The organism is Fusobacterium sp. SYSU M8D902 (genome assembly GCF_040199715.1).
In the GTDB taxonomy this organism is placed as follows: Bacteria; Fusobacteriota; Fusobacteriia; order Fusobacteriales; family Fusobacteriaceae; genus Fusobacterium_A.
The window spans coordinates 1-23,618 of sequence record NZ_JBEFNA010000027.1; the positions used below are offsets into that span (position 1 = coordinate 1).

Annotated in this window: 26 protein-coding genes and 1 riboswitch; of the genes, 12 read left to right on the forward strand and 14 right to left on the reverse strand. The window is 32.3% G+C overall.

The features are described 5' to 3' along the window. Positions 1-98: 98 nt before the first annotated feature. The gene (locus ABNK64_RS08995) at positions 99-1,037 is read right to left on the reverse strand and encodes a sirohydrochlorin cobaltochelatase (protein WP_349764162.1); all 939 of its coding nucleotides are present in this window, start codon (positions 1,035-1,037) and stop codon (positions 99-101) included. A 101-nt stretch (positions 1,038-1,138) separates the two neighbouring features. Further along, positions 1,139-1,313: riboswitch (cobalamin riboswitch) on the reverse strand. Between the two features lie 137 nt (positions 1,314-1,450). On the opposite strand from ABNK64_RS08995, the gene ABNK64_RS09000 reads away from it, so the two are divergent. The 12 genes from ABNK64_RS09000 (at position 1,451) to ABNK64_RS09055 (ending at position 13,690) form a co-directional block, all read left to right on the forward strand. Further along, the gene (locus ABNK64_RS09000) at positions 1,451-2,347 is read left to right on the forward strand and encodes an ABC transporter substrate-binding protein (RefSeq protein ID WP_349764163.1); all 897 of its coding nucleotides are present in this window, start codon (positions 1,451-1,453) and stop codon (positions 2,345-2,347) included. Further along, a complete protein-coding gene (locus ABNK64_RS09005; RefSeq protein ID WP_349764164.1) occupies positions 2,331-3,320 on the forward strand; it encodes a FecCD family ABC transporter permease in 990 nt (329 codons plus the stop codon). Before ABNK64_RS09000 ends, ABNK64_RS09005 begins: the two co-directional genes overlap by 17 nt. A 1-nt stretch (position 3,321) precedes the next feature. Then, complete coding sequence (locus ABNK64_RS09010; protein WP_291259784.1) at positions 3,322-4,101, forward strand: ABC transporter ATP-binding protein; 780 nt, start codon at positions 3,322-3,324, stop codon at positions 4,099-4,101. A 63-nt stretch (positions 4,102-4,164) separates the two neighbouring features. Beyond that, positions 4,165-5,136, forward strand: a complete 972-nt coding sequence (locus ABNK64_RS09015) for a thiamine ABC transporter substrate-binding protein (protein WP_349764165.1) — start codon at positions 4,165-4,167, stop codon at positions 5,134-5,136. A gap of 95 nt (positions 5,137-5,231) precedes the next feature. Continuing rightward, positions 5,232-5,357, forward strand: coding sequence for a hypothetical protein (locus ABNK64_RS09020; RefSeq protein WP_349764166.1), 126 nt, complete (start codon positions 5,232-5,234; stop codon positions 5,355-5,357). 53 nt (positions 5,358-5,410) lie between these two features. After that, positions 5,411-6,478, forward strand: coding sequence for an aspartate carbamoyltransferase (gene pyrB, locus ABNK64_RS09025; protein WP_349764167.1), 1,068 nt, complete (start codon positions 5,411-5,413; stop codon positions 6,476-6,478). Positions 6,479-6,512: 34 nt separating this feature from the next. Further along, positions 6,513-7,319 carry a dihydroorotate dehydrogenase electron transfer subunit gene (locus ABNK64_RS09030; protein ID WP_349764168.1) on the forward strand — a complete coding sequence of 269 codons (807 nt, stop codon included), beginning with the start codon at positions 6,513-6,515 and terminating at the stop codon, positions 7,317-7,319. Positions 7,320-7,335: 16 nt separating this feature from the next. Then, positions 7,336-8,253, forward strand: a complete 918-nt coding sequence (locus ABNK64_RS09035; protein ID WP_291259349.1) for a dihydroorotate dehydrogenase — start codon at positions 7,336-7,338, stop codon at positions 8,251-8,253. Between the two features lie 43 nt (positions 8,254-8,296). Continuing rightward, positions 8,297-9,025 (forward strand): orotidine-5'-phosphate decarboxylase, encoded by a 729-nt coding sequence (gene pyrF / locus ABNK64_RS09040; RefSeq protein WP_291255540.1) that lies wholly within the window; start codon positions 8,297-8,299, stop codon positions 9,023-9,025. Beyond that, positions 9,019-10,230, forward strand: coding sequence for a dihydroorotase (locus ABNK64_RS09045; protein WP_349764169.1), 1,212 nt, complete (start codon positions 9,019-9,021; stop codon positions 10,228-10,230). The genes pyrF and ABNK64_RS09045 overlap by 7 nt, the downstream gene beginning before the upstream one ends. After that, positions 10,223-10,846 (forward strand): orotate phosphoribosyltransferase, encoded by a 624-nt coding sequence (gene pyrE / locus ABNK64_RS09050; RefSeq protein ID WP_349764170.1) that lies wholly within the window; start codon positions 10,223-10,225, stop codon positions 10,844-10,846. Before ABNK64_RS09045 ends, pyrE begins: the two co-directional genes overlap by 8 nt. A 249-nt stretch (positions 10,847-11,095) precedes the next feature. Further along, a complete protein-coding gene (locus ABNK64_RS09055; protein WP_349764171.1) occupies positions 11,096-13,690 on the forward strand; it encodes a cation-translocating P-type ATPase in 2,595 nt (864 codons plus the stop codon). Positions 13,691-13,734: 44 nt separating this feature from the next. Here the strand turns inward: ABNK64_RS09055 and ABNK64_RS09060 are convergent, their stop codons facing one another. From ABNK64_RS09060 to ABNK64_RS09120, 13 genes are all read right to left on the reverse strand, one after another. Then, positions 13,735-14,091 (reverse strand): hypothetical protein, encoded by a 357-nt coding sequence (locus tag ABNK64_RS09060; RefSeq protein ID WP_300395557.1) that lies wholly within the window; start codon positions 14,089-14,091, stop codon positions 13,735-13,737. Positions 14,092-14,097: 6 nt separating this feature from the next. Then, positions 14,098-14,658 carry a Rho termination factor N-terminal domain-containing protein gene (locus ABNK64_RS09065; protein WP_300391317.1) on the reverse strand — a complete coding sequence of 187 codons (561 nt, stop codon included), beginning with the start codon at positions 14,656-14,658 and terminating at the stop codon, positions 14,098-14,100. Between the two features lie 96 nt (positions 14,659-14,754). After that, entirely contained in the window at positions 14,755-15,480 is a 726-nt protein-coding gene (gene fabG, locus ABNK64_RS09070; RefSeq protein ID WP_300342815.1) for a 3-oxoacyl-[acyl-carrier-protein] reductase, read from the reverse strand. Positions 15,481-15,612: 132 nt separating this feature from the next. After that, on the reverse strand, positions 15,613-16,452 hold the full coding sequence (locus tag ABNK64_RS09075; protein ID WP_291255346.1) for an ABC transporter ATP-binding protein: 840 nt from the start codon (positions 16,450-16,452) through the stop codon (positions 15,613-15,615). Then, the gene (locus ABNK64_RS09080) at positions 16,452-17,504 is read right to left on the reverse strand and encodes a FecCD family ABC transporter permease (protein WP_349764172.1); all 1,053 of its coding nucleotides are present in this window, start codon (positions 17,502-17,504) and stop codon (positions 16,452-16,454) included. The genes ABNK64_RS09075 and ABNK64_RS09080 overlap by 1 nt, the downstream gene beginning before the upstream one ends. Beyond that, entirely contained in the window at positions 17,504-18,442 is a 939-nt protein-coding gene (locus ABNK64_RS09085) for an ABC transporter substrate-binding protein (RefSeq protein WP_349764173.1), read from the reverse strand. Before ABNK64_RS09085 ends, ABNK64_RS09080 begins: the two co-directional genes overlap by 1 nt. 41 nt (positions 18,443-18,483) lie before the next feature. Next, complete coding sequence (locus ABNK64_RS09090) at positions 18,484-19,344, reverse strand: urease accessory protein UreD (protein ID WP_300342821.1); 861 nt, start codon at positions 19,342-19,344, stop codon at positions 18,484-18,486. Between the two features lies 1 nt (position 19,345). Continuing rightward, positions 19,346-19,957, reverse strand: coding sequence for an urease accessory protein UreG (gene ureG, locus ABNK64_RS09095; protein ID WP_291255342.1), 612 nt, complete (start codon positions 19,955-19,957; stop codon positions 19,346-19,348). A 19-nt stretch (positions 19,958-19,976) separates the two neighbouring features. Continuing rightward, positions 19,977-20,678: an urease accessory protein UreF gene (locus ABNK64_RS09100; RefSeq protein ID WP_349764174.1), complete on the reverse strand. Its 702-nt coding sequence runs from the start codon at positions 20,676-20,678 to the stop codon at positions 19,977-19,979. Next, the gene (locus ABNK64_RS09105; protein ID WP_349764175.1) at positions 20,659-21,138 is read right to left on the reverse strand and encodes an urease accessory protein UreE; all 480 of its coding nucleotides are present in this window, start codon (positions 21,136-21,138) and stop codon (positions 20,659-20,661) included. Before ABNK64_RS09105 ends, ABNK64_RS09100 begins: the two co-directional genes overlap by 20 nt. Before the next feature lie 21 nt (positions 21,139-21,159). Further along, on the reverse strand, positions 21,160-22,875 hold the full coding sequence (ureC, locus tag ABNK64_RS09110) for an urease subunit alpha (protein WP_291255339.1): 1,716 nt from the start codon (positions 22,873-22,875) through the stop codon (positions 21,160-21,162). 9 nt (positions 22,876-22,884) lie between these two features. After that, a complete protein-coding gene (locus ABNK64_RS09115; RefSeq protein WP_300342829.1) occupies positions 22,885-23,193 on the reverse strand; it encodes an urease subunit beta in 309 nt (102 codons plus the stop codon). A 9-nt stretch (positions 23,194-23,202) separates the two neighbouring features. After that, entirely contained in the window at positions 23,203-23,505 is a 303-nt protein-coding gene (locus tag ABNK64_RS09120; RefSeq protein WP_235236526.1) for an urease subunit gamma, read from the reverse strand. Between the last annotated feature and the right edge of the window lie 113 nt (positions 23,506-23,618).

Sequence of the window (23,618 nt, forward strand, 5' to 3'; positions counted from 1 at the left end):
GAAAAAAGCCAAAGAGATTAAAAAATCTCTTTAGCTAATTTTAAAACATATGGCTATTAAGTTTGCAACAGCCCCTTAAATCTTTTACTAAAATCTAATTAGTCTTTATCATTAGAATATTGAACTTTTTTAGCAGCCATATCCTCTTTCTCATGGTGACTTACAAATTTTAAGTGGTCAACATAGATATTTTGGATATCTTCGTTTTGTCCAAGTCCCATTAACATAACTTTAGATACAGTGAATCCAGCTTTTTGTAGCTCTTCATTCCATTCACCAGCTATATCATTTCTAGCGTGATCTCCAGCAACAAACATAAATGGCATAAGGATAACATCTTTTATTCCTCTATCTTTTAATTTTTTAACAACATTATCAAACTCTGGGTATCCTTCTACAGTACCAACAGCATAGTTGTCATATCCTTCAGCAGAGAATACATAATCCATCATTGCATAAGCAGATCCACCAAAGTGAGGTGTTCCGTGTCCTACTAATACTACACCTTGATCTTTTTTAAGAGGACCGATTTTTTTAGCAATAGCTTTTGCAACGTTCTCATAGTCATGGTGATCAGTTAATAGAGGAGCACCAACTCTAATATCTTTAAATGAATCACTGTAAGAAGCGATCTCTTTACTTAAGTTTTCACTCTCTACTCCATTCATAACGTTAGTACCTTGTACTAAGATATGAGTATATCCTTCAGCTTTTAATTGATCTAAAACCTCTTGAGGGTTTAATTTTACAATTCCTCTATCTTTTAATCTTCTCATAATAATTCTAGAAGTATAAGCTTCTTTAACATCTACATTTTTAAATTCTTTTTTAACTTTGTCATTGATTCTATCAATAGTTAAAGCTCTAGTGTCATCAAAAGTAGTACCAAAGTGTACCATTAAGATAGCAGCCTTATCATCTTTTTTCATTCCATCAAAAAAATCTTTGTCCACAAATCCTCCATCTGAATGTGCTAATGCCACAGCTCCATTAACTAATAGCATTGAGCTTAAAAATAGTTTTGTAATTGTTCTCATAAAATTCCTCCTAATTAATTTAGGGGCAAAAAAATCCCCACTTTTTTTGGGGGACAGGTAAATTGCTCTATTGATAGAGTAATATCCTTGTCCTCGCAAGATATTAAATAACGTATAAGGCTGGTCTCCTGACTTAACTTCAACTTACTAGGTAAACCTTCCCAATTGCTCAGTGGTATCTTTACCGTTCATCAGTAACACAGTGGCGGGACCGTGGAGGAATAAACCTCTCTTCCCAATTAATCTCTAAAGAGAACCTTAAAACAATATTTTGTTCTAATATCAATATACTATGTTTATTTTAAAAAGTCAATAGTGAATGTTATAAAATGTAAAACAATAAATTATGATTGACAAAGGATAAATTAAATAATAGAATTTATATGATTAATGATAAATAGGAGATGTTAAAGATGAAGAGTTTAAAAATAATATGTATATTTATACTTACAGCCTTTATTGCATTAGGGGAGGAGAGTTTTTATATTAAACAGGGAAATGAGGAGTTGAAGCTTGATTATACACCTAAAAAAGTTATAACAGATTCAGCAATTTTATCAAGATTTTTTGATGCTTTACAGATAGATTTAGTGGGAGTACCAAACTCATCTACAAGGATTCCTAAAAGATATGATAAGAGTGAGAGAATAGGAAAATCAGGAATGCCAGATTTAGAAAAAGTAAAATCTTTAGGGACAGACCTAGTTGTAGCTACACTATTTTCTAAGAATAATATCAAGCCTAAATACGATATGCTAAATATACCAAGTTTTTATATGGAAGTTGAAACTTATGCACAATCCAAAGAGGCAGTTGAGATTTTGGGAAGAGCGTTTCATAGAGAGGAGAGAGCCAAAGAGATACTAAATGATTGGGACAGAAGAGAGAGTATCTTAATAGAGAAGGCAAGTAAACAGCAAGGGAAAAAAATTGCAATCATCTATGGGAATGGAGAGAGTTTCTTTATGACTGGAAAGCAACATTTTTTAGAGGAGCTTATAGAGAAGATAAACTGTGAAAACGTGGTTACTTCATTAGATAAAAACTCCACAGATAAAAAATCTGTTCCATTTAGTCTAGAGCAGTTAGTACTTTTAAATCCAGATATTATTTTGATAATGCCAAATAGCAAAACTAAGAATGGAGAGGTTTTTAAAGAGAGCTTTAAAACAAATTCTATATGGAAATTGACTACTGCTTACAAGAATGATGCTATCCATATAATTGATCCAACACTGTTTAGAATGAGTGCTGGAGTTAATTCAATTGATGCTTTAGAGGAGTTATATAGATATGTCTATGGTGAATAGAAAAACTTTTATTATTTTATTTTCAATGCTAATTTTAGTTATGATCTCTCTATTTTCTGTGAGATTTGGGAGTGTTAATTTTGAATTGCAAGAGATAATTAAGGCTCTTTTTATCAAGGGTTACAACAATGAGATATTAAAATCAATACTCTGGGATATTCGTATTCCTAGAATATTAATAGCCTTGATGGTTGGTTGTAATCTCTCTTTGGCTGGGGTACTTTTACAAGCAGTTATGAAAAATCCATTGGCAGATCCAGGATTGACAGGAGTTTCAGCAGGTGCTAGTGTTTCAGCTTTGATTGTTATGATAATTTTTCCAAATGCAATGCTATTTATGAATCTGACAGCATTTATAGGGGGAGCTTTAGCCTGTGCTTTAGTATTTTTATTAGCTTGGAAGAAGGGATTAAAACCTCTGAGAGTTATTTTGGCTGGAGTGGCAGTAAACTCTATATTGGGAAGTATTACAGGACTTATGTTCATACTTTTTAGTGATGAGATACAAGGGGTACTCTCTTGGCTAAATGGGAGCTTGAATGGAAAGAATTGGAATCATGTATATGGGATTCTCCCCTATACAGTAGTAGGAATAGCTGGGGCTATGACATTGATAAGAGATGCTAATATCCTGCAACTGGGGGATAACTTTGCTATTAACTTAGGTTTTAATATTCCAAGAAAGAGATTGAAACTATCTCTTTTTGCCTGTTTTTTAACGGGGATATCAGTTGCAAATGTTGGGTTGATAGGGTTTGTGGGCTTGATAGTTCCACATATGGCAAGAATGATAATAGGATCTGATCATCTTTATCTACTTCCATTTTCCTCAATATTAGGAGCTATTGTTTTAGTGTTGGCAGATACAATTTCAAGGACACTCTTTGCTCCTATTGAGATTCCAGCTGGGATAGTAATGGCTGTAATTGGAGTGCCATTTTTCCTATATTTACTAAGAAAGACAGGGGATTGATATGTACATAATAAATGGAGAAAATATAGAGATAGCTTATGAAAAAAATATGGTTATTAAGGGGATTGATCTCACTATAAAAAAAGGGGAGATATTGAGTATACTAGGTACTAACGGTTGTGGAAAATCTACTCTACTAAAGGCTATATCGAGAGTTATACCTTATAAAAATGGAACAATATCATTGGAAGGTGAGATTATTCATAACATAAAGAGTAAGGAGTTTGCTAAAAAACTTGCTTTTGTATCTCAAAATAATGAGATTCCAGATGACATAACTGTGGAAGCTTTTATAAAGTATGGGAGAATGCCTCATAAGAGATGGTATGAAGTGTTGAATAAAGAGGATGATGAGATAGTTGCTTGGGCAATGCAAATGTGTAAGATAGAGAAGTTTAAAGATAGAAAGGTTATGAGTCTATCTGGAGGAGAGAGACAAAAAGTTTGGATAGCTATGGTACTTGCTCAAAAAACACCAGTCTTACTCCTAGATGAACCAACTACATATTTAGATATATGTCATCAATTTGAGATAATGGAGTTAGTGAGGGAGCTAAATAGGGAGCTAAATATAACTATAGTTATGGTTCTTCATGATCTAAATCAAGCATCTCAATACAGTGATAGAGTCTTAGTATTAAAAGATGGGAAAAAATATGCTGAAGGGGTCACTGGAGAGGTACTCACTCCAAAGCTAGTAAGAGAAGTATATAGAGTTGAGAGTGAGGTTGAATTTCAAAATAATCTACCATATTTTAAGCTTAAAGGGATAGTAAAATAGGTTACATTTTTTGCAAAATAATAGGAGTTGTAGTATAATATATTAAATAATGAGGAGGAAAAAATGAAAAAGATTTTATTATGTAGTTTGATTTTAGGAGCAACAACAATAGTTAGTGCTGAAGAGATAACTGTCTATGGACCTAGCTCTATGAAGTGGATAGAGAAAAAATATGGAAGTGTATTTCAAAAGGAAACAGGAGATACAATAAAATTTATAGCTATAGATGGAATAGTTGGAAGATTGAAATTGGAGAAAAAGAATCCTAAAGCTGACGTAGTAGTAGGACTTACTGAACTTACAACTGAAATGGCTAGAAGGGATAATCTAATTCTGCCATATACACCTAAAAATATAGGGAATATAACTAATGAAAAATTTAAAATGAACAGCAATTATGTAACACCTTTAGATTATGGATTATTAGCTATAAACTATAACAAAGAGCAGATAAAAAATCCACCTAAAAATCTAAAAGAGCTTGGAGAGATGAGTAAAAAACTTATGGTAGAGAATCCAAAGGTATCTATTACAGGAGAAGAGGCTTTACAATGGAGTGTGGCTCTATATGGAGATAATTGGATAGAGTTTTGGAAGGAGTTAAAACCAGCTGTTTATAGTGTAGAACCAGGTTGGAGTGAGGCTTTTGCTAAGTTCTCATCTGGAGAGGCTCCAATGATGATAGGATATGCAACAAGTAATCTATTCTTTACAGGAGAGGATTCAGCTAAATACGATAGTTTCTTATTGGAAGAGGGAAGCTTTATGTATCAAGAGGGAGGAGCTCTTGTAAATAAAAAAGAGGTAAAAGAGGGAGCTAAAAAATTTATGGAGAGAATCTTGTCAGATGATTTCCAAAAGATTATGAGTGAGAAAAACTATATGTTCCCAGTTACAAATGTTGAGATAGATAAAAGCTTTGAAAATGTACCAACTACTGATAAAACAGTAAAACTTTCTAAAGAGCAGATAGATAAACTTATTGATAATCTAGATGAATATAAGAAGGAGTTAATCACTGTTTTAAAAGATTAATAAAAAAAATAATATTCTTAAAATTCTTACTTGAAAAAATATGAAAAGTATGATAGAATAGCAAAGATATATGTAGAAAGTAAGGAGGAATAGTGATGAGATATTTCATAGATAAATTTAAAAAAGTATACTCTATTTCTGTTTTATTTTCTAATTATTTTATATTTTTTAAAAATTATATTGTAAACATAGATATTAAAGGAATGAACGCTGTTTTTTAAACAGCTACATTCCTTTTTTTATGCTTGTCTAATTTAAACAGGAGGGAGTAGAAATGAAGGATTTCATATCTATTAAAGATTTAACAAAAGAGGAAATATTAGAGGTACTAGAAGTTGCTAATGAACTTTCACAAAAAGCAGAACCAGAGTTAGCTAAAGGGAAGATTGTAGGAAGCCTTTTCTTTGAACCTTCAACTAGAACTAGATTATCTTTTACATCAGCAGCATATAGATTGGGAGCTCAAGTGTTAGGATTTGATTCTCCAGATGCTACTTCACTAAAAAAAGGTGAATCGCTGAGAGATACAGTTAAAATGGTAGAAGCTTATTCAGATATAATTGTGATGAGACACCATATAGAAGGGGCAGCAAAATTTGCTTCTGAAGTTTCTAAAAATCCTGTTATAAATGCTGGAGATGGATCAAATGAGCATCCAAGTCAGACACTTTTAGACTTATTTACAATAAAAAAAGAGTTGGGAAGAATAGAAAATATTAAGATCGCCTTTGTTGGAGATTTAAAATATGGAAGAACAGTACACTCTTTAACAAAAGCCTTGGAGATGTTCAATGGTGAGTTCTACTTTGTGGCACCAGAATCTATACAGATTCCTGAATATATTACAAAGGAGCTAGATCAGAAGGGAATGAAATATCATATCTGCTCTGAATATGAAGAAGTTTTAAATGAGATAGATGTACTATATATGACTAGAATTCAAAAAGAGAGATTTGATGATATAGAGGAGTATAACAAAGTAAGTGGAGTATATAAAATATCAAGAGATACAATTTTAAATAAGTGCCAAGAGCATATGATAATACTTCATCCACTTCCTAGAGTTGACGAGATCAACATTGATTTAGATGATACAAAACACGCTCTATATTTTAAACAAGCTGCAAATGGTGTTCCTACAAGAGAGGCTATGTATGCTTTAGCAATGGGATTAAAAGAGTCAAAAGCTCCTACTAAAGAGAGCGAAGATGAGATAGAAGAGCACTTTTTATCTGTTTGTAAAAATCCTAAGTGTGTAACACATTTTGAAGAGACAGGAAATAAAGTAGTAGTTAAGGATTTTGGAAAGTTCTGTTACTACTGTGGAAAAGAGATAAAATAATTAATTAATTTATATATAAATATTGGGAGGAGAAATGTTTTTAGAAAATTGTGAAATTTTAGAAAATAGATTAGTTGCTGGACATAACTATCTTATGAGAGTTAGAGGGGACAAGACAATTGATCCAGCAAAAGCAGGACAGTTTTATATGTTACAATGTAAAAATGGATTTTATTTTTTAAAAAGACCAATAAGTTTACACTATGTTGACAAGGAAAAAAGAGAGCTTGAGTTCTATTATGAAGTAAAGGGTGGAGGAACAAAGGATCTAGCTTTTATGAAAGTTGGAGAGATAATAAATATTCAAGGTCCTTTAGGAACAGGATTTTCTACTGATATGAAAGATCAAGAGTTATTAGTAGTAGGTGGTGGAATGGGAATGGCTCCTATGAAATTACTTATTGAAGCCCTATCTAAGAGCAATAAAGTTACTTTTATAGCTGGTGGAAGAGATGGAGTTGCTATGGAGATAATGTCTAATTTCTCTTTAGATGGAATAGAGACTCATATTACAACAGATGATGGATCGGTTGGAACAAAGGGAAATGTAATAGTTAAGATGGAAGAACTGATGAAAGACAAGAAATTTGATATGGTATTTACTTGTGGACCTCAAAAAATGATGGAAGCTGTAGCTAAAACTGCTAAAAAATATAGCACAAAATGTGAGATATCATTAGAGGCTAGAATGGCTTGTGGAGTAAAAGCTTGTGTAGGTTGTTCTATAAAAACTAAAGTTGGAATGAAAAAGGTTTGTCATGATGGACCTGTATTTGATTCTGAAACTATTGTAGATTTTGATCCTGTTTTAGAAAAAACTGAAACTTGTTGTGGAAACTAATTTATTGGAGGAAAAGATGAACAGATTACAAACTAAATTTTTAGGTGTAGATTTTAAGAATCCTATAGTGACATCATCTGGTTGCTTTGGATTTGGACTTGAGTATAAAGAGTATTTTGATCCTAATATCCTTGGTGGGATAGGGATAAAAGGGCTTACTGTAGAGCCAAGAGATGGAAACTATGGAACTAGAATAGCTGAGACTCCTGCAGGAATGTTAAACTGTGTTGGATTAGAAAATCCAGGAATAGATTATTTTGAATCACATATTTTACCAGATATGAAAGCTAATGGAATTACAACTAATATAATTGCTAATATTAATGGAAAAACAGTGGAAGAGTATGTAGAGATAGCTAAAAGAGTTGATAAGATTCCAGAAATAGCTGTAGTTGAATTAAATATCTCTTGTCCAAATGTAAAAGATGGAGGGATGGCTTTTGGTGCTAATCCAGAGGTTGCAGCAAGAGTAACAAGAGAAGTAAGAAAAGTTACATCAAAACCATTAGTTGTAAAATTATCTCCAAATGTAACAGATATAGCAAGTATAGCTAAAATAGTAGAGGAAAATGGAGCAGATGCAGTTTCACTTATAAATACTCTACTAGGAATGGTAATAGATATTAGAACTAAAAAACCTGTATTGGGAAATACTTTTGGAGGATTCTCAGGTCCAGCAGTAAAACCAGTGGCAGTAAGAATGGTATATCAAGTATATAAAGCTGTAAATATTCCAATAATTGGTATGGGTGGAATCTCATGTGTAGAGGATGCTCTTGAGTTTATAATGGCAGGAGCTTCTATGGTATCAATAGGATCAGCAATATTCTCAAATCCTATGTTAGCTGTGGAGATTGAGCAGGGATTACAAAAATATTGTGAAGAGAATGGAATAGAAAATATAAATGAGTTAGTGGGAATAGCTCATAGATAGTGGTTATAGAATATAGATTAAGTAGTAAAAAGGAGATTGATTTATGTATACAGCAAAGGATAGAATGATAATAGCTTTAGATTTTCCAACAGCAGATCAAGCTAAAGAGTTAGTTGAGAAAATAGGAGAGGGAGCAACTTTTTATAAAGTTGGATTAGAACTTTTCTTAAACTCAAAGGGAGAGATAATAGAGTATCTTTCAGCTAAGGGAAAGAAGGTTTTCTTAGACCTTAAATTCCATGATATTCCAAATACGACAGCAATGGCATCTGTGTTTGCTGCTAAGCAAAATGTATTTATGTTCAATGTACATGCAAGTGGTGGAAAGAAAATGATGTCTAAAGTGGCTGAAGAGGTTAAGAAGGTAAATGAGGAGAACTTAGTAATAGGTGTAACAGTTCTTACAAGTTTATCAGCTGAAGATGTGGAAGAGACTTTCCAATCTAAATTATCATTGGCAGAGTTAGCTTTAAACTGGGCAAAATTAGTAAAAACATCTGGATTAGATGGAGTAGTATGTTCTCCTTGGGAAGCAAAACTTATAAAAGAGACTTGTGGAAAAGAGTTTAAAACTGTTTGTCCAGGAGTGAGACCTAAGTGGGCAGCAACTAATGATCAAGAGAGAATAATGACTCCAAAAGATGCAATAATAAATGGATGCGACTTCTTAGTGGTTGGAAGACCAATAACTAAAAATGAAGATCCAGCAAAAGCGGCAGAATTAATTGAGGCAGAAATCTTAGAAGGAATGAAAGAGGCAGGTCTATGTTAATAAAAAACTGTAGAATCTTAATTGATGGTAAGGAAGAAATTACAGATATATTGATAGCAGATGGAAAAATTATAGAGATAGCTCCTAATATTGTAGGAAATGTTGAAATACTAGATGCAGAGGGAAAACTTGTAATCCCGGGAATCATAGATGCTCATTGTCATATGAGAGATCCTGGACTTACTCAAAAAGAGGATTTTATGACTGGAAGTATGGCGTGTGCTAAGGGTGGAGTGACCACTTTTATTGATATGCCAAATACTGTTCCAGCAGTTATTACTTCAAAAATATTAAAGGATAAGAAAAATATGATGGTTGGAAAATCATATGTGGATTATGGGTTTAATTTTGGTGGAAGTAGAAATGATAACAGTGAAGAGATTAAAAAAATTGTTGATGAAGTAGCGTCAACAAAGATATTTTTAAATATGTCAACTGGAGATATGTTGATAACTGAAAATCAAACTATTGAAAACATATTTAAGGAATCAAAAATAGTATCAGTTCACGCAGAGGAAGAGATGGTAGCTAAAGCTCTTGAGCTTTGTGAAAAGTATGATAAGCCACTATACTTATGCCACCTATCTAAAGCTAGTGAAGCTAAGATGTTAAGGGAAGCAAAAGCAAGGGGATTAAAAGTGTTTGGAGAGGTAACACCACACCACCTTTTCTTAAATGAAGATGATGTAAAATCTAGTGAAAGAAATACAATGCTTTTAAGAATGAAGCCAGAGCTAAAGAGTAAAGAGGATAATGAGGAGCTATGGAGAGCATTGGCAGATGGAACTATTGATACAATAGGAACAGATCACGCACCGCACTTGATAGAGGAAAAATTAGCAAAATTGACTTTTGGTATACCTGGAATAGAAAACTCTCTTGAGATGATGCTAAGAGGTGTAGATGAAGGTAAGATAAGCTTAAAAAGATTGATTGAAGTTATGTGTGAAAATCCAGCTAAGATATTTAAGATAGAGAATAAAGGAAAAATAGAAGTTGGTTATGATGCTGACTTGGTTATAGTGGATAGAGAGGACAAATCACCTATAAAAGATGAAACAGTTATAAGTAAGGCGAGCTGGACTCCTTATGAATCATTTAATAAGGGTGGTAGCGTTTTTGCAACACTATTAAGAGGTCAAATAATATATTTAAATAAACAATTTTATGGAAAATATGGGAGGGAAATTAAGTATTATGAGTAGAGCAAAAGATGTAGCAAAATCATTATTAGGAACAGGAGCAGTAAAATTAAATGTAAAAGAGCCATTTACATTTGTATCAGGAATTAAAAGTCCTATTTATTGTGACAATAGAAAGATGATTGGATATCCAGTTGAAAGACAAGTAGTAGTTGATGAGTTTGTAAAAAAATTATCTGAGAAAGAGTTTGATGTAGTAGCAGGAACAGCTACAGCAGGAATTCCTTGGGCAGCATTTATAGCTATGGCTATGAATAAACCAATGAGTTATATAAGAGGAGAAAAGAAAGCTCACGGAGCAGGAAGACAGATTGAAGGAGCAGATTTCCAAGGTAAGAAAGTAATAGTTATTGAGGATTTAATCTCTACTGGTGGAAGTTCAATCAAAGCTGTTGAAGCTGCAAGAAATGAGGGAGCATCAGAGGTAGAAGTAGTTTCTATATTCTCTTATGAATTTGATAAAGCTTATAAAAACTTTGCAGAAAAAAATATTAAATGGGAATCTTTATCAAACTTTACAGCTTTATTAGAGTTAGCTAAAGAGGAGAACTATTTAACAGAGGAAGAGGTTGAAATAGCAGCTTCTTGGAATAAAAATACTGACACTTGGGGAAGATAGAAAATAAAATATTGACTTTTAGATAAAGTTATGATAATATCATACTGTAAAAGTTAATAATATCTTTCTTATATTGAAAGGGAGTAGTTGAAAATATAGTATCAACATCACGAAACCACGGGTTCTCTGGTACTGTATACCTAATGGGTAACAAGACTTTTAATATAGAGTTTTTGCTCTATATTAAAAGTCTTTTTTTATTAGAGAATGGATAAGGAAAATAGGAACAAAAAAGTAGAAGGAGGATTTATGAAAAATTATTTTTCAAAATCAAAAGATGAAATTTTTAAGGAGTTTCAAGTGACAGAGGATGGTCTTACAACAACAGAGGCTCAAGAGAGAATTAAAAAATATGGAAAAAATCAGTTGAATGAAGATGAAAAAGTGAGTAATCTTGTTGTTTTTTTATCACAGTTTAAGGATTTTTTAGTAATTATTCTTATCATAGCTTCAATTATTTCAGCAGTATCTGGTAATATAGAGAGTACAATTGTTATTTTAACAGTAATAGTAATCAATGCTATACTTGGAACAATTCAACATATTAAAGCTGAAGAATCTATAAATAGCTTGAAAAATCTCTCATCTCCTAAGACAAAGGTATTAAGAGATGGAGAAAAGAGAGAGCTTTCTTCAGAGGAGATAGTTCCTGGAGATATCATCTTTATAGAGGCTGGAGATCTAGTACCAGTTGATGGTAGAGTTATAGATAGTTTTTCACTCCTTGTTAATGAGAGTTCACTTACTGGAGAATCAGAGGGAATAGAGAAAAAAAGTGATGTGATTGTGGCAGATAATCTAGCTTTAGGGGATCAGAAAAATATGATATTTTCTGGAAGTTTGGTAAGTTATGGTAGAGGAGTAGTATTGGTAACTTCTACAGGTATGAATACTGAACTTGGAAAAATAGCTAAGTTATTGAAAGATACTAAAGAGAAGACAACACCACTTCAAGTTTCATTGGATAATTTTGGAAAAAAATTATCAATTGGAATTATTGTATTGTGTGGTTTGATTTTTATGATAAATCTATTCCATGGTGTAAATGTGTTAGATTCCTTGATGTTTGCTGTAGCTCTAGCAGTAGCAGCTATTCCAGAGGCTCTTAGTTCAATTGTAACTATAGTTCTTGCTATTGGTACACAGAAGCTTTCTAAAGAGAATGCAATTATAAAAAATTTAAAATCAGTAGAAGCCTTAGGTTGTGTAGGTGTTATATGTTCTGATAAAACAGGAACATTGACTCAAAATAAGATGACTGTAAAAAAAGTGTATGTAAATGGAAGAGTATTGGAAGAGAATGGTTTAGATTCAAAGAGAGAGACAGAAAATTTGGTATTGAAGGAGAGTATACTTTGTAATGATGCTACAAATGAGGTAGGAGATCCTACAGAGATAGCACTTATCAATTTAGCTGAAAATTATAATTTTAACTATAAAGAGTTAAAGGAAAGATATCCACGTATATCTGAGATTCCATTTGATTCAGATAGAAAACTTATGAGTACAGTTCATAAGATAGATGGAAAAATTGTTATGTTTACAAAGGGAGCATTAGATTCACTACTTCCAAGAGTAAACTCTATTATGCATGGAAATGAGATCAAAGAGATCAATGCAAATGACAAAAAAGAGATAGAAAATATAAATACTATGTTTGCTGAAACAGGTTTGAGAGTGCTAACTTATGCTTACAAGATATTAGACTCTGAAAAAGAGATAAGTCTAGAAGATGAAACAGGATATATATTTGTAGCTCTTATTGGAATGATAGATCCACCGAGATTAGAGTCTAAAGAAGCTGTAGAGAAGTGTATATTAGCTGGGATAAAACCAGTGATGATAACAGGAGATCACAAGGTTACTGCTAGAACAATAGCTAAAGAGATTGGAATATATAGAGATGGAGATAATGTTTTAGAAGGAATTGATGTTGAGAAGATGTCTGACGAGGAATTGAGAGAAAAAGTAGCTCAAACATCAGTTTATGCAAGGGTTTCTCCAGAGCATAAGATAAGAATTGTAACAGCTTGGCAATCTTTAGGAAAGATCTGTGCTATGACTGGTGATGGGGTAAATGATGCTCCAGCTCTAAAAAGAGCAGATATAGGAATTGCTATGGGAATTACTGGTACTGAAGTTTCAAAAGATGCAGCATCTATGATACTGGCTGACGATAATTTCTCAACAATAGTCAAGGCAATAACAACAGGAAGAAATATATATGCTAATATAAAAAATTCAATTAGATTTTTACTTTCTGGAAATACAGCAGCTATATTGGCAGTTATCTATGCATCGTTTGCAGGATTACCTGTAATCTTTGCTCCAGTACATCTATTGTTTATAAATTTACTTACTGATAGTCTACCAGCTATTGCTATTGGAATGGAACCCTCACAGGGAGAGGTATTGAAAGATAAACCAAGAGATCCTAAAGAGCCTATATTGACTCAGGGATTATCTATGAGAATTTTAGGAGAGGGATTTCTTATTGCTACTTGTGTTATCATTGGATTCTACTTTGGATTTGGAAGTATGAAAGATGCTTTAAAAGGTAGTACAATGGCTTTTGCTGTACTATGTCTAGCAAGATTATTCCATGGATTCAACTGTAGAGGAAATAGCTCAATATTTGGATTGGGATTGATGAGTAATCCATTCTCACTAATAGCTTTTGGAATAGGTTTTGTGCTACTGAATGGAGTTCTTATGTTAACTAGCTTACACTCTATATTTGAAGTTGCTCCTTTAGGAACAAATGATTTAATTCTAATCTATGTTCTTGCATTTATTCCAACACTTATAATTCAAGTATTAAAATATATAAAATATAGAAGATAAAATAATAAGAGGTCAGTTATAACAATTAACTGACCCCTTTATATTTACCACCAGTGGTGATGTCTTCCTAGTCTGTATCCACCATAGCCTACTCCACCTATTATGATAGTATCTATTAGGTTATCTCTTCTTCTTTCAGCTAAAGCTCTCTCATAGGCTAATTTCTTCTCATAATCTAGTTTTTCTCTCTCAAGTTTTAGTTTTTCTTCAGTGTAGTAAAGTTGTATCTCTTCTGGAGAGGGTAGATTTCTTTGAATCTCTTTTTCTCTATTTTCAGCTACTAATTTTTTGTATTGATTGTATTTTTCTACCTTATCTTCAACACTCTTATCATTGGAAAATGACAAAACTGTTAAGGTCAAAAATAAGATTTTTATTATAAGCTTTCTTATATCACTCACCTCCTATTAAAAACCTATTTGTAAGTTGAAAACCTCTTGATTTCTCAAAATTTTCTCTATTAATTCATCTTTTCTATTGGAACCATTGAAAGAAACATTGAGTTTTTTACATAAAATTCTTAAATCTCTAAAAGTTAAATTTTCTAGATCCTCTTTTGTAAACTTCTCATTCTCTCTTTCCTCTTTAAAAATTCTTTCATAAGAGAGCTCTGATACTGTCTTTTCACTCATCATCAATTCAAGTATCTTTTCTAAATTAGGCTTATAAAAAGTTTTATCATTACCATCTATTCTTTTTATTTCAAAAAGTTTTTTCTCCAATCCAGATTTTTTAATTTTTGATAGTTTTGCTGCCTCTAGTCCTGCATACAGACATATATCAGTATCTGTTAAATTGAAATATCCATCTTCTGTAAGCTCATCTTTTTCCTCTCTGCTCAGAGATTTTTCTATTAGATAGGTAACTAGAGAACAAAGCTCTACTCCTAATATAGCTAATAGTTTCTTATTAAATCTATAAGTATCTCCACCATTTAATATATAAAAAAGATTGTCATATTTTATCATAGTACCACCTCATTTTATATATTATAACATATTATTAAGTTAAAATATATAAAAAAAGAAACTATCAAGATCTGATAGTTTCTCAAATTTTAATGATTATAGTGTCATTCCACCAGTTACTTCTATAACTTGACCAGTTATATATGAAGATTCGTCACTTGCTAAGAAAAGAGCTGCATTAGCTATATCATCAACAGTTCCTAATCTACCTAATGGAGTTCTCTCTAACATTTTAGCCACTACATCTTCAGGTAGGGCATCTGTCATAGCACTTGAAATAAATCCAGGAGCTATACAGTTAGCTCTTACTTGAGCTCCCTTTCTAGTTAACTCTTTTGCCCAAGATTTACTCATAGATATTACTCCACCCTTAGTAGCAGCATAGTTAGTTTGACAAGCGTTTCCATAAACACCTACAACAGAAGATAGAGTAATTATAGAACCAGCTTTATTTTTTGTCATTACAGGTGCTACTGCTTGAGTCATATTGAATACACCTTTTAGGTTAACATCAATAACAGCATCCCATTGGTCCTCAGACATTCTTATTAAGAAGTTATCTTTAGTAATTCCAGCATTGTTAACAAGAATATCAATCTTACCATATTCAGCTACGATTTTTTTAACAAAATCCTTTATAGAATCTCTATCTGTAACATTTAAAATTTCGTGTCTAACATTTTCTTGAGCATATTCAGCAGGGCCCATATCACAAGAGATTACCATTAAAGCTCCCTCTCCTGCAAATTTTTCAACTATTGCTCTTCCTATACCTCTAGCACTACCAGTAACTAGAGCAACTTTACCTTTTAGTCTATCCACTATAAGTCCTCCTTGATTTTCTTCTCATCTTATCTTACATATGTAATTTAAAAAATTACTTTACTAATTATAACATATTAGAGTTGAATTTGGCAATTTTTTTATGAAGTTTATTATAAATAATATGAAAAATTATTTAACAATATGTGAATGAATCCCTGTAAATTTATCTTTATGTGAATGATCTAAGCCCACTCCATCAATATGGTAGTGGCTTGTCATATAAGAGATCTGTATTTTACCATTTACGGGATTTTTTCCAATATAAGAATCTATACCAAAAATAGTTTTTAAATTACTTTTGGTTAGGATATCTTCAGGAATACCTTCATCTACTACTTTACCATCTTTCATTACAAAGATATAATCACAAAAAATAGCTGCCAAATTGAGATCGTGTAAGGCAGAGATAACTGTTATATCCAGATGTTTTATCATATGTAGAAGTTGTAGTTGAAAGCCTATATCCAAATGGTTGGTAGGTTCATCTAGTATTAAAATAGGTGTGTTTTGTGCCAAAGCTCTAGCTATTAATACCCTTTGTTTCTCTCCACCACTGAGATCTTTAAAATATCTTCCAATATGCTTTTTCATCCCTGTTCTTTCTAACATTTTAATTGCAATATCCCTATCCTCTTGTGAATAGGATTCAAAGATATTTTTATATGGATACCTACCCATTTCCACTATCTGTTCTATTGTAAAATCAAATTGACTACTATCTTCTTGGGCTAGAACTGCTATTTTTTTAGCTCGATCTCTCTTACTAATTTTTTTTATATCTTGCCCCTCGATCAAAATGCTACCTGAACTGGGGGAAAGGACACCATAGATATTTTTTAATAAAGTTGATTTTCCAGCACCATTGGGACCTATTATTCCTATAAATTTTTTATTTGGAAATTTTAGAGTAAGATTATCTAAGATCAGTTTTCCCTTTGTTTTATAAGATAAATTTTTTATTTCTAGCACTATTTTTCACCACCAAAAGAGTATCTATTTTTCCCTATCATAAATAGAAAAAATGGACCTCCAATTATAGAGGTAATTATTCCTATAGGAATATCTCTAGGAGGAAACATAGTCCGAGCAATTGTATCACAGATTATTAAAAATATTCCTCCTGTTAAAAATGAACAGAGTAAAAGTCTTTTATGACTACTTCCACAAAAATATCTACAAATATGCGGAACTATAAGTCCTATAAACCCAATTGAACCTGTCATAGCCACCAGTATTGAGATAAGGAGAGTAGAGCTTAAAATTATAATAGTTTTTATCTTTCCGACTTCCATTCCCATCATCTTAGCTGTATTATCCCCCAATAATAGAATATCAAGGGATTTTGCAAGAAGTATGGAGATTAAAAGTATGGACATCAAAGCTATAAAAGGGATAGATATCTCTCCCCAACGAGCTCTTCCCAAGCTACCCATACTCCAAAATACAGCAGATCTAACTTGATTAGAGTTTTTAGCAGAGTAAACTAAAATATTTGTTATGGAAGAGAATATGGTTGAAACAGCTAAACCAGTTAAAATTAATCTAACAGTTGAGATATTTTTTCCATATTGAGTACCTATAATAAAAACTAGAATACCACAGAGTAGAGCTCCAGTAAAAGCTCCACTGGTAATACTGAGAAATCCCATGCTACTACCACCTAAAATAATAACAGCTACAGCCCCAGAGGAAGCTCCAGATGAGATGCCTAAAATATAGGGGTCAGCAATTGGATTTTTTGTAATGCACTGCATAAGTACACCACAAATAGCAAGACCTGAACCACTGATAGCAGAGAGTAAAACTCTAGGAGCCCTTATCTCCCAAATTATAGACTCAATATTCTTTTTCCAATCTATAGTAAAAATCTCAGAGTTAAAAAGTTTATTTATTAAGAAGTGGTAAACTGTTTTCATAGGAATATAACTAGTTCCAAATGAGATACCTAAGATTATACTAAAAATAAGCAGACAGCTTAGTATAATTAGCATAAATAAATAACTATTTTTCTCTTTTAGCATTATTTATCATTTCCATAAAACATATTATATAGTTTTTCTACACTCTTAGAATTTCTTATACCTGGAGCAAGATCAATTAGACCTATCTTATATATTCTATCATTTTTAATAGCATCTATATCTTTTAATCCAGGGTGATTTTTTAAGAATTTGATCTTTTCATCTCCAGTTATACCAGAATAATACTCTGTTACCACTATTATTTCAGGATTTTTTTCAGCAATACTTTCAAAAGATACTGTTGTATAATCTTGTCCTAAGTCTTTAAATATATTATCTCCACCAGCTAGAGAGATAAGATCATTAGGAAGTCCTGAACCACCTACAAAGGCTTCACCCTCTCCAGAGTCATAGATTAATACTCTAGGCTTACTTTTTATATTTTTTGTTTTTTCTGTTATTGTTGCTACCTCTTTTTTCATCTTATCTACAATAGATTTAGCTCTTTCAGGCACTTCAAATATATTTCCAAGTAGGATGAAATCAGAGTAAACACTTTCAATAGTAGCATCAGGAGCTAAACCACTAGAAATAAATGGGACTATTCCTCTCTCTTCTAATTCATCTAATGAACCAGTAGCTTCTTCAGTAATTGATTGCTCCCAACCTGTTACAAAGTCTGGATCAGTAGCAATGAAGGACTCTTTTGAAATAGAGTGCCCCTCTCCCATTTGAAGTTCAGGAATTTTGCTATAAGCCTCTCTATAATCAGGAAGTATCTCCTCATTTAGAAGAGCTGTTCCAATCATTCTATCTTCTAAACCTAGAGCTAAAAGTGTTTCTGTCATAAATTGTGCTAGGGTTACAGCTCTTTTAGGAGCTTTAGTAACTGTGATCTCTTTTTTATAGACACCGTCATCAAATATATAGTTTACGTTATTATATGCAAAGCTTGAAATTGATATTAAAAATCCTAAAAATATCTTTTTTAAATTCATCTATTCTCCTTTATTATCTCCTATTCAATACTGTATAAGTTCTAATATTTTCTTAAATCTAAACTTTCTAGTTGAAAAAATTCATCTCTTATAAAATTATGGATAGTTCCAATGACTTTTTGAATGTCTTGAGTAAGATTTCCAAGAATTCTGACAACAAATCCATTTTTTTCAAGAAGAGATATTCCAAATTTAACATCTAAATTCAAATTTTTGGTCAATTCTTTTATCTTTTTAACCAACTCTTTATCAACCTTACTACTTATTACAAGCATTGTTCCAAAGTTTTTATATCCTTCTAAAACACCAAAACTCTGAACATCATAGTTTTGAGGAACTATTTTTAAATTATCTAAATAGATAGGTTCACCCTGTAAGTAGATGTCAGTTTTCATTTTAGCACTTGTGTATTGAAAAAGTTTACCATCTGGAGACCAACCAGCAGTAATACCATCAGAGTATATAAGTGTACTATTTTCCTCTAAAAAAATCTCTGTTTTTTGTTCATAGACAGCATCTTTGTATAAGATTACACTATCGTTGATAAATTCTAAATTACTATTCTCTTCAAGTTCAATTTTTGTATACTGTTTAGAAGGAATATCATTCTCACTCTTATATACTTTATTAGGAGCTTGTGTAGTGAGGATAGTATGACTATCTTTCAAGAGTTTGATCTGATTCTCATAGTATTCTCCTTCAATATATCCACCACCTAATTGTATTAAGTAGTAGCAAGGTATCTCATCACTATCTAAATATATAGCTGGAGATACTTTTGCAGCTCCTACAGTATAGCTTTTACTAGCCCCTGTTCTTCTAGGAAATCTTTTTAAAATGAGTTCGGTATAACCAGCAAGATTATTTTGTCTTAAATCATCTACTGTGATTTTTTCTCTCATCTTATTTTAACCCCTCTAAAAGACAGTTAGATTTTATCCATTGAATAACACTGTTAACACCTTCATCAGTTTTTAAGTTTGTAAAGATAAAATCCTTTTCTTTTCTAAATACTTTTGTATCCTCTCTCATTACATCAAGATTAGCTCCCACATATGGTGCTAAATCTATTTTATTTATAATGAACATATCACTTTTTATCATTCCTTGACCAGCTTTTCTAGGGATTTTTTCCCCTTGTGCCACGTCAATGATATAGATTGAGAAATCAACTAGATCAGGACTAAAAGTAGCAGCTAGGTTATCTCCACCACTTTCTAAAAATATTATATCTAAATCGTCAAATCTACTTTTTAATTCATCTATTGCTGCAAAGTTCATAGAAGCGTCCTCTCTTATAGCTGTATGAGGACAACCACCTGTCTCTACTCCGATTATTCTATCTTCAGGTAAAACAGAGTTTTTTACCATAAACATTGCGTCTTCTTTTGTATATATATCGTTTGTAATAACAGCAATCTTATAATCTTTTGCCATTACTCTAGTAACTCTTTCAATAAGAAGTGTTTTTCCTGAACCGACTGGTCCACCAACACCTATTATAACTGGTTCCATTCTATCTCCCTTCTATTCATTAAGACATAAAAAGTCTAAATATTAAACCTTCGTGATTTATTTGTGAAATCTCTAATCCTGGTACTGTTAGTCCAAAATCATCAAAATCTAATTTTTTTATTTTTTCTACTAAATTTTCAAAAATCTCAAAAAATTCTTTCATTATTAAAAGTCCATCTTTTTGTCCCAACGGAATTGCTCTCACTCCATTTTGGATTAAAGTTGACACTGTACTATACATATAGTATGTTAAAGCTTCCTCCATAGAGATCTCTAGATTGTACATCAAAATAGCTGTAGCTATGCTAGGACTACCAAATGATAATTTCCCTTTGATTCTCTTTTCATACTCTCTCAATAAAGGAATATCATACAGTTCCAAATAAGTTTTTATCATTCTTTGACCAACAAGTTTAGCTCCATATCTACTCTCTTTTGCACTATTTTGAACTGTTAGCATTCTATCTAATTGCCAGATCTGATCAAGCTGATTATCCTTTAAATACTCATATACAAGTCTGATAGCAAATCCATCAGAATAAATAAATTGATGTTCTAAATATGAGTTTAACCAAAGTTTAAGAGTTTGACTATCACATATCTGTCCATCTCTCAGATAGGTTTCCATTCCAAAAGAGTGATTAAAAGAACCAACAGGAAAATTTGAATCACAAATTTGTAAGATGCTTAAAAATCTCATTTTAGTGGCTGTGGTCAACATGTCTAAATGCCTGCTTTAACTTCATATTTTTTCTTTCAAATTGAACTTTTATATCCATTAAGAATTTTTCTACTAAATAATCATATTGGATTATAATTTTTCCATCTTCTATTTGTACAGGTAGATGTTTGTTTCCAAGATTATGAGCAACCTCTCCCATCTCATTTATATCTCTAGGAGTGATTACAAGTACATCATCTTCTTTTACAGAGATGATTACCATATTGTGTCCATCATTAAAAAGAATATCCCCATCTCTCATTTCGCTCCCTTTAGGAAGTGAGATACCATACTCATTTCCATGATCAGATGTAACTCTTAAAACTCTCTTTAAAAGCTCATCACTCTCTAGATATATTCTCTCTATATGTATGTGTTGCTCATCATGGTGATGATGTTCACACTCATCATGGTGCATATCCAAATCTTTAATATTTCCTAAAATTTTATCTAATATCATCTGTTCTCCTTTATATAAAAATTAGAATAAGAAATATTTTTGTGCCATTGGTAACTCTTTTAATGGTTCACAAGTAATAAGTTCTCCATTAACTCTTACATCATAAGTTTGTGGATCAACAGTTATATCTGGAGTTACATTATTCAATTTCATATCCTTCTTAGTTAGAGTTCTGTGTCCTCTGACTGGTAAAACTATCTTATTTAATCCTAACTTCTCTTTTATTCTATCTTCAAAAGCATAAGTTGAAACGAAAGTGATAGATGTAGACGCAGTAGCTTTTCCATAAGCTCCAAATTGAGCTCTCATCATCATTGGTTCAGGAGTTGGAATTGTAGCATTAGCATCTCCAACTACAGCTTGAGCAACCATTCCACATTTAACAACCATCTTAGGTTTTACTCCAAAGAATGCTGGTTCCCATATAACTAAATCAGCAAATTTACCAACTTCTATCGATCCAACATACTCAGAAATACCATGTGCTAAAGCAGGGTTAATAGTGTATTTAGCTATATATCTCTTGGCTCTGTTGTTATCAGAGTACTCCTCATCTCCCTCTAATACTCCTCTTTGTAATTTCATTTTATGAGCTGTCTGCCAAGTTCTCATTACAACTTCACCGATTCTTCCCATAGCTAAAGCATCTGAACTCATTATACTCAAAGCTCCAATATCTTGTAAAATATCCTCAGCTGCTATAGTTTGTTCTCTTATTCTTGAGTCAGCAAAAGCTAGATCTTCAGGCACTTTTGGATCTAAGTGATGACAAACCATAAGCATATCTAAGTGTTCAGCAATAGTATTTACAGTAAATGGTTTTGTAGGGTTAGTTGATGCAGGTAAAACATTGTTAAATGATGCCATTCTCACAATGTCAGGAGCGTGACCTCCACCAGCTCCCTCTGTATGGAAAGTATGAATAACTCTATCTTTAATAGCATCTATTGTATCCTCTACAAATCCAAATTCATTAAGTGTGTCAGAGTGAAGAGCTACCTGTACATCATATTTATCAGCACATTTTAATGCATTATCTATAGCAGATCTTGTTGCTCCCCAATCTTCATGTACTTTTAATCCAATAGCTCCAGCTTCTATTTGCTCCTCATTTGGTCCCTCTACAGCTCCACTTCCCTTTCCAAAGAATCCAAAGTTGATAGGGAAACCTTCAGCTGATTCAAGCATTCTGTGTATGTGCCAAGCTCCTGGAGTTGTAGTTACAGCTTTTGTTCCTTCAGCAGGTCCTGTTCCACCACCTATTAGAGTAGTAAGTCCTCCACTTAAGGCTGTTTCTACTATTTCAGGAGTGATGTAGTGAACGTGAGTATCAATTCCTCCAGCTGTTACTATTGTACCCTCTCCTGCAATAACCTCTGTACTAGCTGATACGATAAAATCTACATTGTCCATCATATCAGGGTTTCCACCTTTTCCTATGAACTTAATTTTTCCATCTTTTATTCCAATATCAGCCTTATAGATTCCTGTATAGTCAAGGATAACTGCATTTGTAATTATTGTATCAACAACTTTTTCATTATCTCTTTTCTCTACTGGATTAAGTCCCATTCCAGCTCTTAAAGATTTTCCACCACCAAATTTACACTCATCACCATAAGTTGTAAAATCTTTCTCTATTCTTATAAATAGCTCTGTATCTGCAAGTCTTATACTATCACCAGTAGTTGGACCATACATAGAAGCATACTGTTTTCTTCCAATTTCAAAACTCATTATTTCCTCCTAATCTAAAGTCCCATTGATTTTATCGTTTAATCCATAAACTTTTCTATTTCCACCAATATCAATAAGTTTTACCTCTTTTTCATCTCCTGGTTCAAATCTTACTGCTGTACCAGCGGCAATATCCAGTCTTTTACCGTAAGCTTTAGCTCTATCAAATTCAAGAATAGGATTTACTTCATAAAAATGAAAGTGAGATCCTATCTGTATAGCTCTGTCTCCTCTATTTATTACTCTTAGAGTAATAGCTTCTTTTGAAGCATTACATACAATTTTATCTTTTTTTAAAATATACTCTCCCGGTCTCATTATTTTCCCCTATTCAATTGGATCTTTTACACTGACAAGTTTTGTTCCATCAGGAAAAGTTGCCTCTACTTGGACTGTTTCTATCATTTCAGGAACTCCCTCCATTACATCATCTCTTGTAAGGATGGTTCTTCCAAAACTCATAAGTTCTTCAACGCTTTTCCCCTCTCTAGCTCCTTCCATAAGCTCATCTGTTATTAGAGCAATAGCTTCAGGATAGTTCAATTTCAATCCCTTATTTTTTCTTCTTCTAGCTACCTCAGCAGCAACTACGATTAAAAGCTTTTCTTTCTCTCTAAGAGTTAATTTCATTGTTCTGCCTCCATTAATTAATTTAAATGTAACATATAATATTATAATATAAAATATGTTTATTGTATATATAGAATTATAAATTATTTTCATTTTTTAAACAACGATAAAAT

What these genes read in the sequence shown, in the direction of transcription:
- ABNK64_RS08995 (WP_349764162.1), bottom strand. Translation starts at nt 1,037, where the DNA reads ATGAGAACAATTACAAAACTATTTTTAAGCTCAATGCTATTAGTTAAT.
- ABNK64_RS09000 (WP_349764163.1), top strand. Translation starts at nt 1,451, where the DNA reads ATGAAGAGTTTAAAAATAATATGTATATTTATACTTACAGCCTTTATT.
- ABNK64_RS09005 (WP_349764164.1), top strand. Translation starts at nt 2,331, where the DNA reads ATGTCTATGGTGAATAGAAAAACTTTTATTATTTTATTTTCAATGCTA.
- ABNK64_RS09010 (WP_291259784.1), top strand. Translation starts at nt 3,322, where the DNA reads ATGTACATAATAAATGGAGAAAATATAGAGATAGCTTATGAAAAAAAT.
- ABNK64_RS09015 (WP_349764165.1), top strand. Translation starts at nt 4,165, where the DNA reads ATGAAAAAGATTTTATTATGTAGTTTGATTTTAGGAGCAACAACAATA.
- ABNK64_RS09020 (WP_349764166.1), top strand. Translation starts at nt 5,232, where the DNA reads ATGAGATATTTCATAGATAAATTTAAAAAAGTATACTCTATTTCTGTT.
- pyrB (WP_349764167.1), top strand. Translation starts at nt 5,411, where the DNA reads ATGAAGGATTTCATATCTATTAAAGATTTAACAAAAGAGGAAATATTA.
- ABNK64_RS09030 (WP_349764168.1), top strand. Translation starts at nt 6,513, where the DNA reads ATGTTTTTAGAAAATTGTGAAATTTTAGAAAATAGATTAGTTGCTGGA.
- ABNK64_RS09035 (WP_291259349.1), top strand. Translation starts at nt 7,336, where the DNA reads ATGAACAGATTACAAACTAAATTTTTAGGTGTAGATTTTAAGAATCCT.
- pyrF (WP_291255540.1), top strand. Translation starts at nt 8,297, where the DNA reads ATGTATACAGCAAAGGATAGAATGATAATAGCTTTAGATTTTCCAACA.
- ABNK64_RS09045 (WP_349764169.1), top strand. Translation starts at nt 9,019, where the DNA reads ATGTTAATAAAAAACTGTAGAATCTTAATTGATGGTAAGGAAGAAATT.
- pyrE (WP_349764170.1), top strand. Translation starts at nt 10,223, where the DNA reads ATGAGTAGAGCAAAAGATGTAGCAAAATCATTATTAGGAACAGGAGCA.
- ABNK64_RS09055 (WP_349764171.1), top strand. Translation starts at nt 11,096, where the DNA reads ATGAAAAATTATTTTTCAAAATCAAAAGATGAAATTTTTAAGGAGTTT.
- ABNK64_RS09065 (WP_300391317.1), bottom strand. Translation starts at nt 14,658, where the DNA reads ATGATAAAATATGACAATCTTTTTTATATATTAAATGGTGGAGATACT.
- ABNK64_RS09080 (WP_349764172.1), bottom strand. Translation starts at nt 17,504, where the DNA reads ATGCTAAAAGAGAAAAATAGTTATTTATTTATGCTAATTATACTAAGC.
- ABNK64_RS09085 (WP_349764173.1), bottom strand. Translation starts at nt 18,442, where the DNA reads ATGAATTTAAAAAAGATATTTTTAGGATTTTTAATATCAATTTCAAGC.
- ABNK64_RS09090 (WP_300342821.1), bottom strand. Translation starts at nt 19,344, where the DNA reads ATGAGAGAAAAAATCACAGTAGATGATTTAAGACAAAATAATCTTGCT.
- ureG (WP_291255342.1), bottom strand. Translation starts at nt 19,957, where the DNA reads ATGGAACCAGTTATAATAGGTGTTGGTGGACCAGTCGGTTCAGGAAAA.
- ABNK64_RS09100 (WP_349764174.1), bottom strand. Translation starts at nt 20,678, where the DNA reads ATGTTGACCACAGCCACTAAAATGAGATTTTTAAGCATCTTACAAATT.
- ABNK64_RS09105 (WP_349764175.1), bottom strand. Translation starts at nt 21,138, where the DNA reads ATGATATTAGATAAAATTTTAGGAAATATTAAAGATTTGGATATGCAC.
- ureC (WP_291255339.1), bottom strand. Translation starts at nt 22,875, where the DNA reads ATGAGTTTTGAAATTGGAAGAAAACAGTATGCTTCTATGTATGGTCCA.
- ABNK64_RS09115 (WP_300342829.1), bottom strand. Translation starts at nt 23,193, where the DNA reads ATGAGACCGGGAGAGTATATTTTAAAAAAAGATAAAATTGTATGTAAT.
- ABNK64_RS09120 (WP_235236526.1), bottom strand. Translation starts at nt 23,505, where the DNA reads ATGAAATTAACTCTTAGAGAGAAAGAAAAGCTTTTAATCGTAGTTGCT.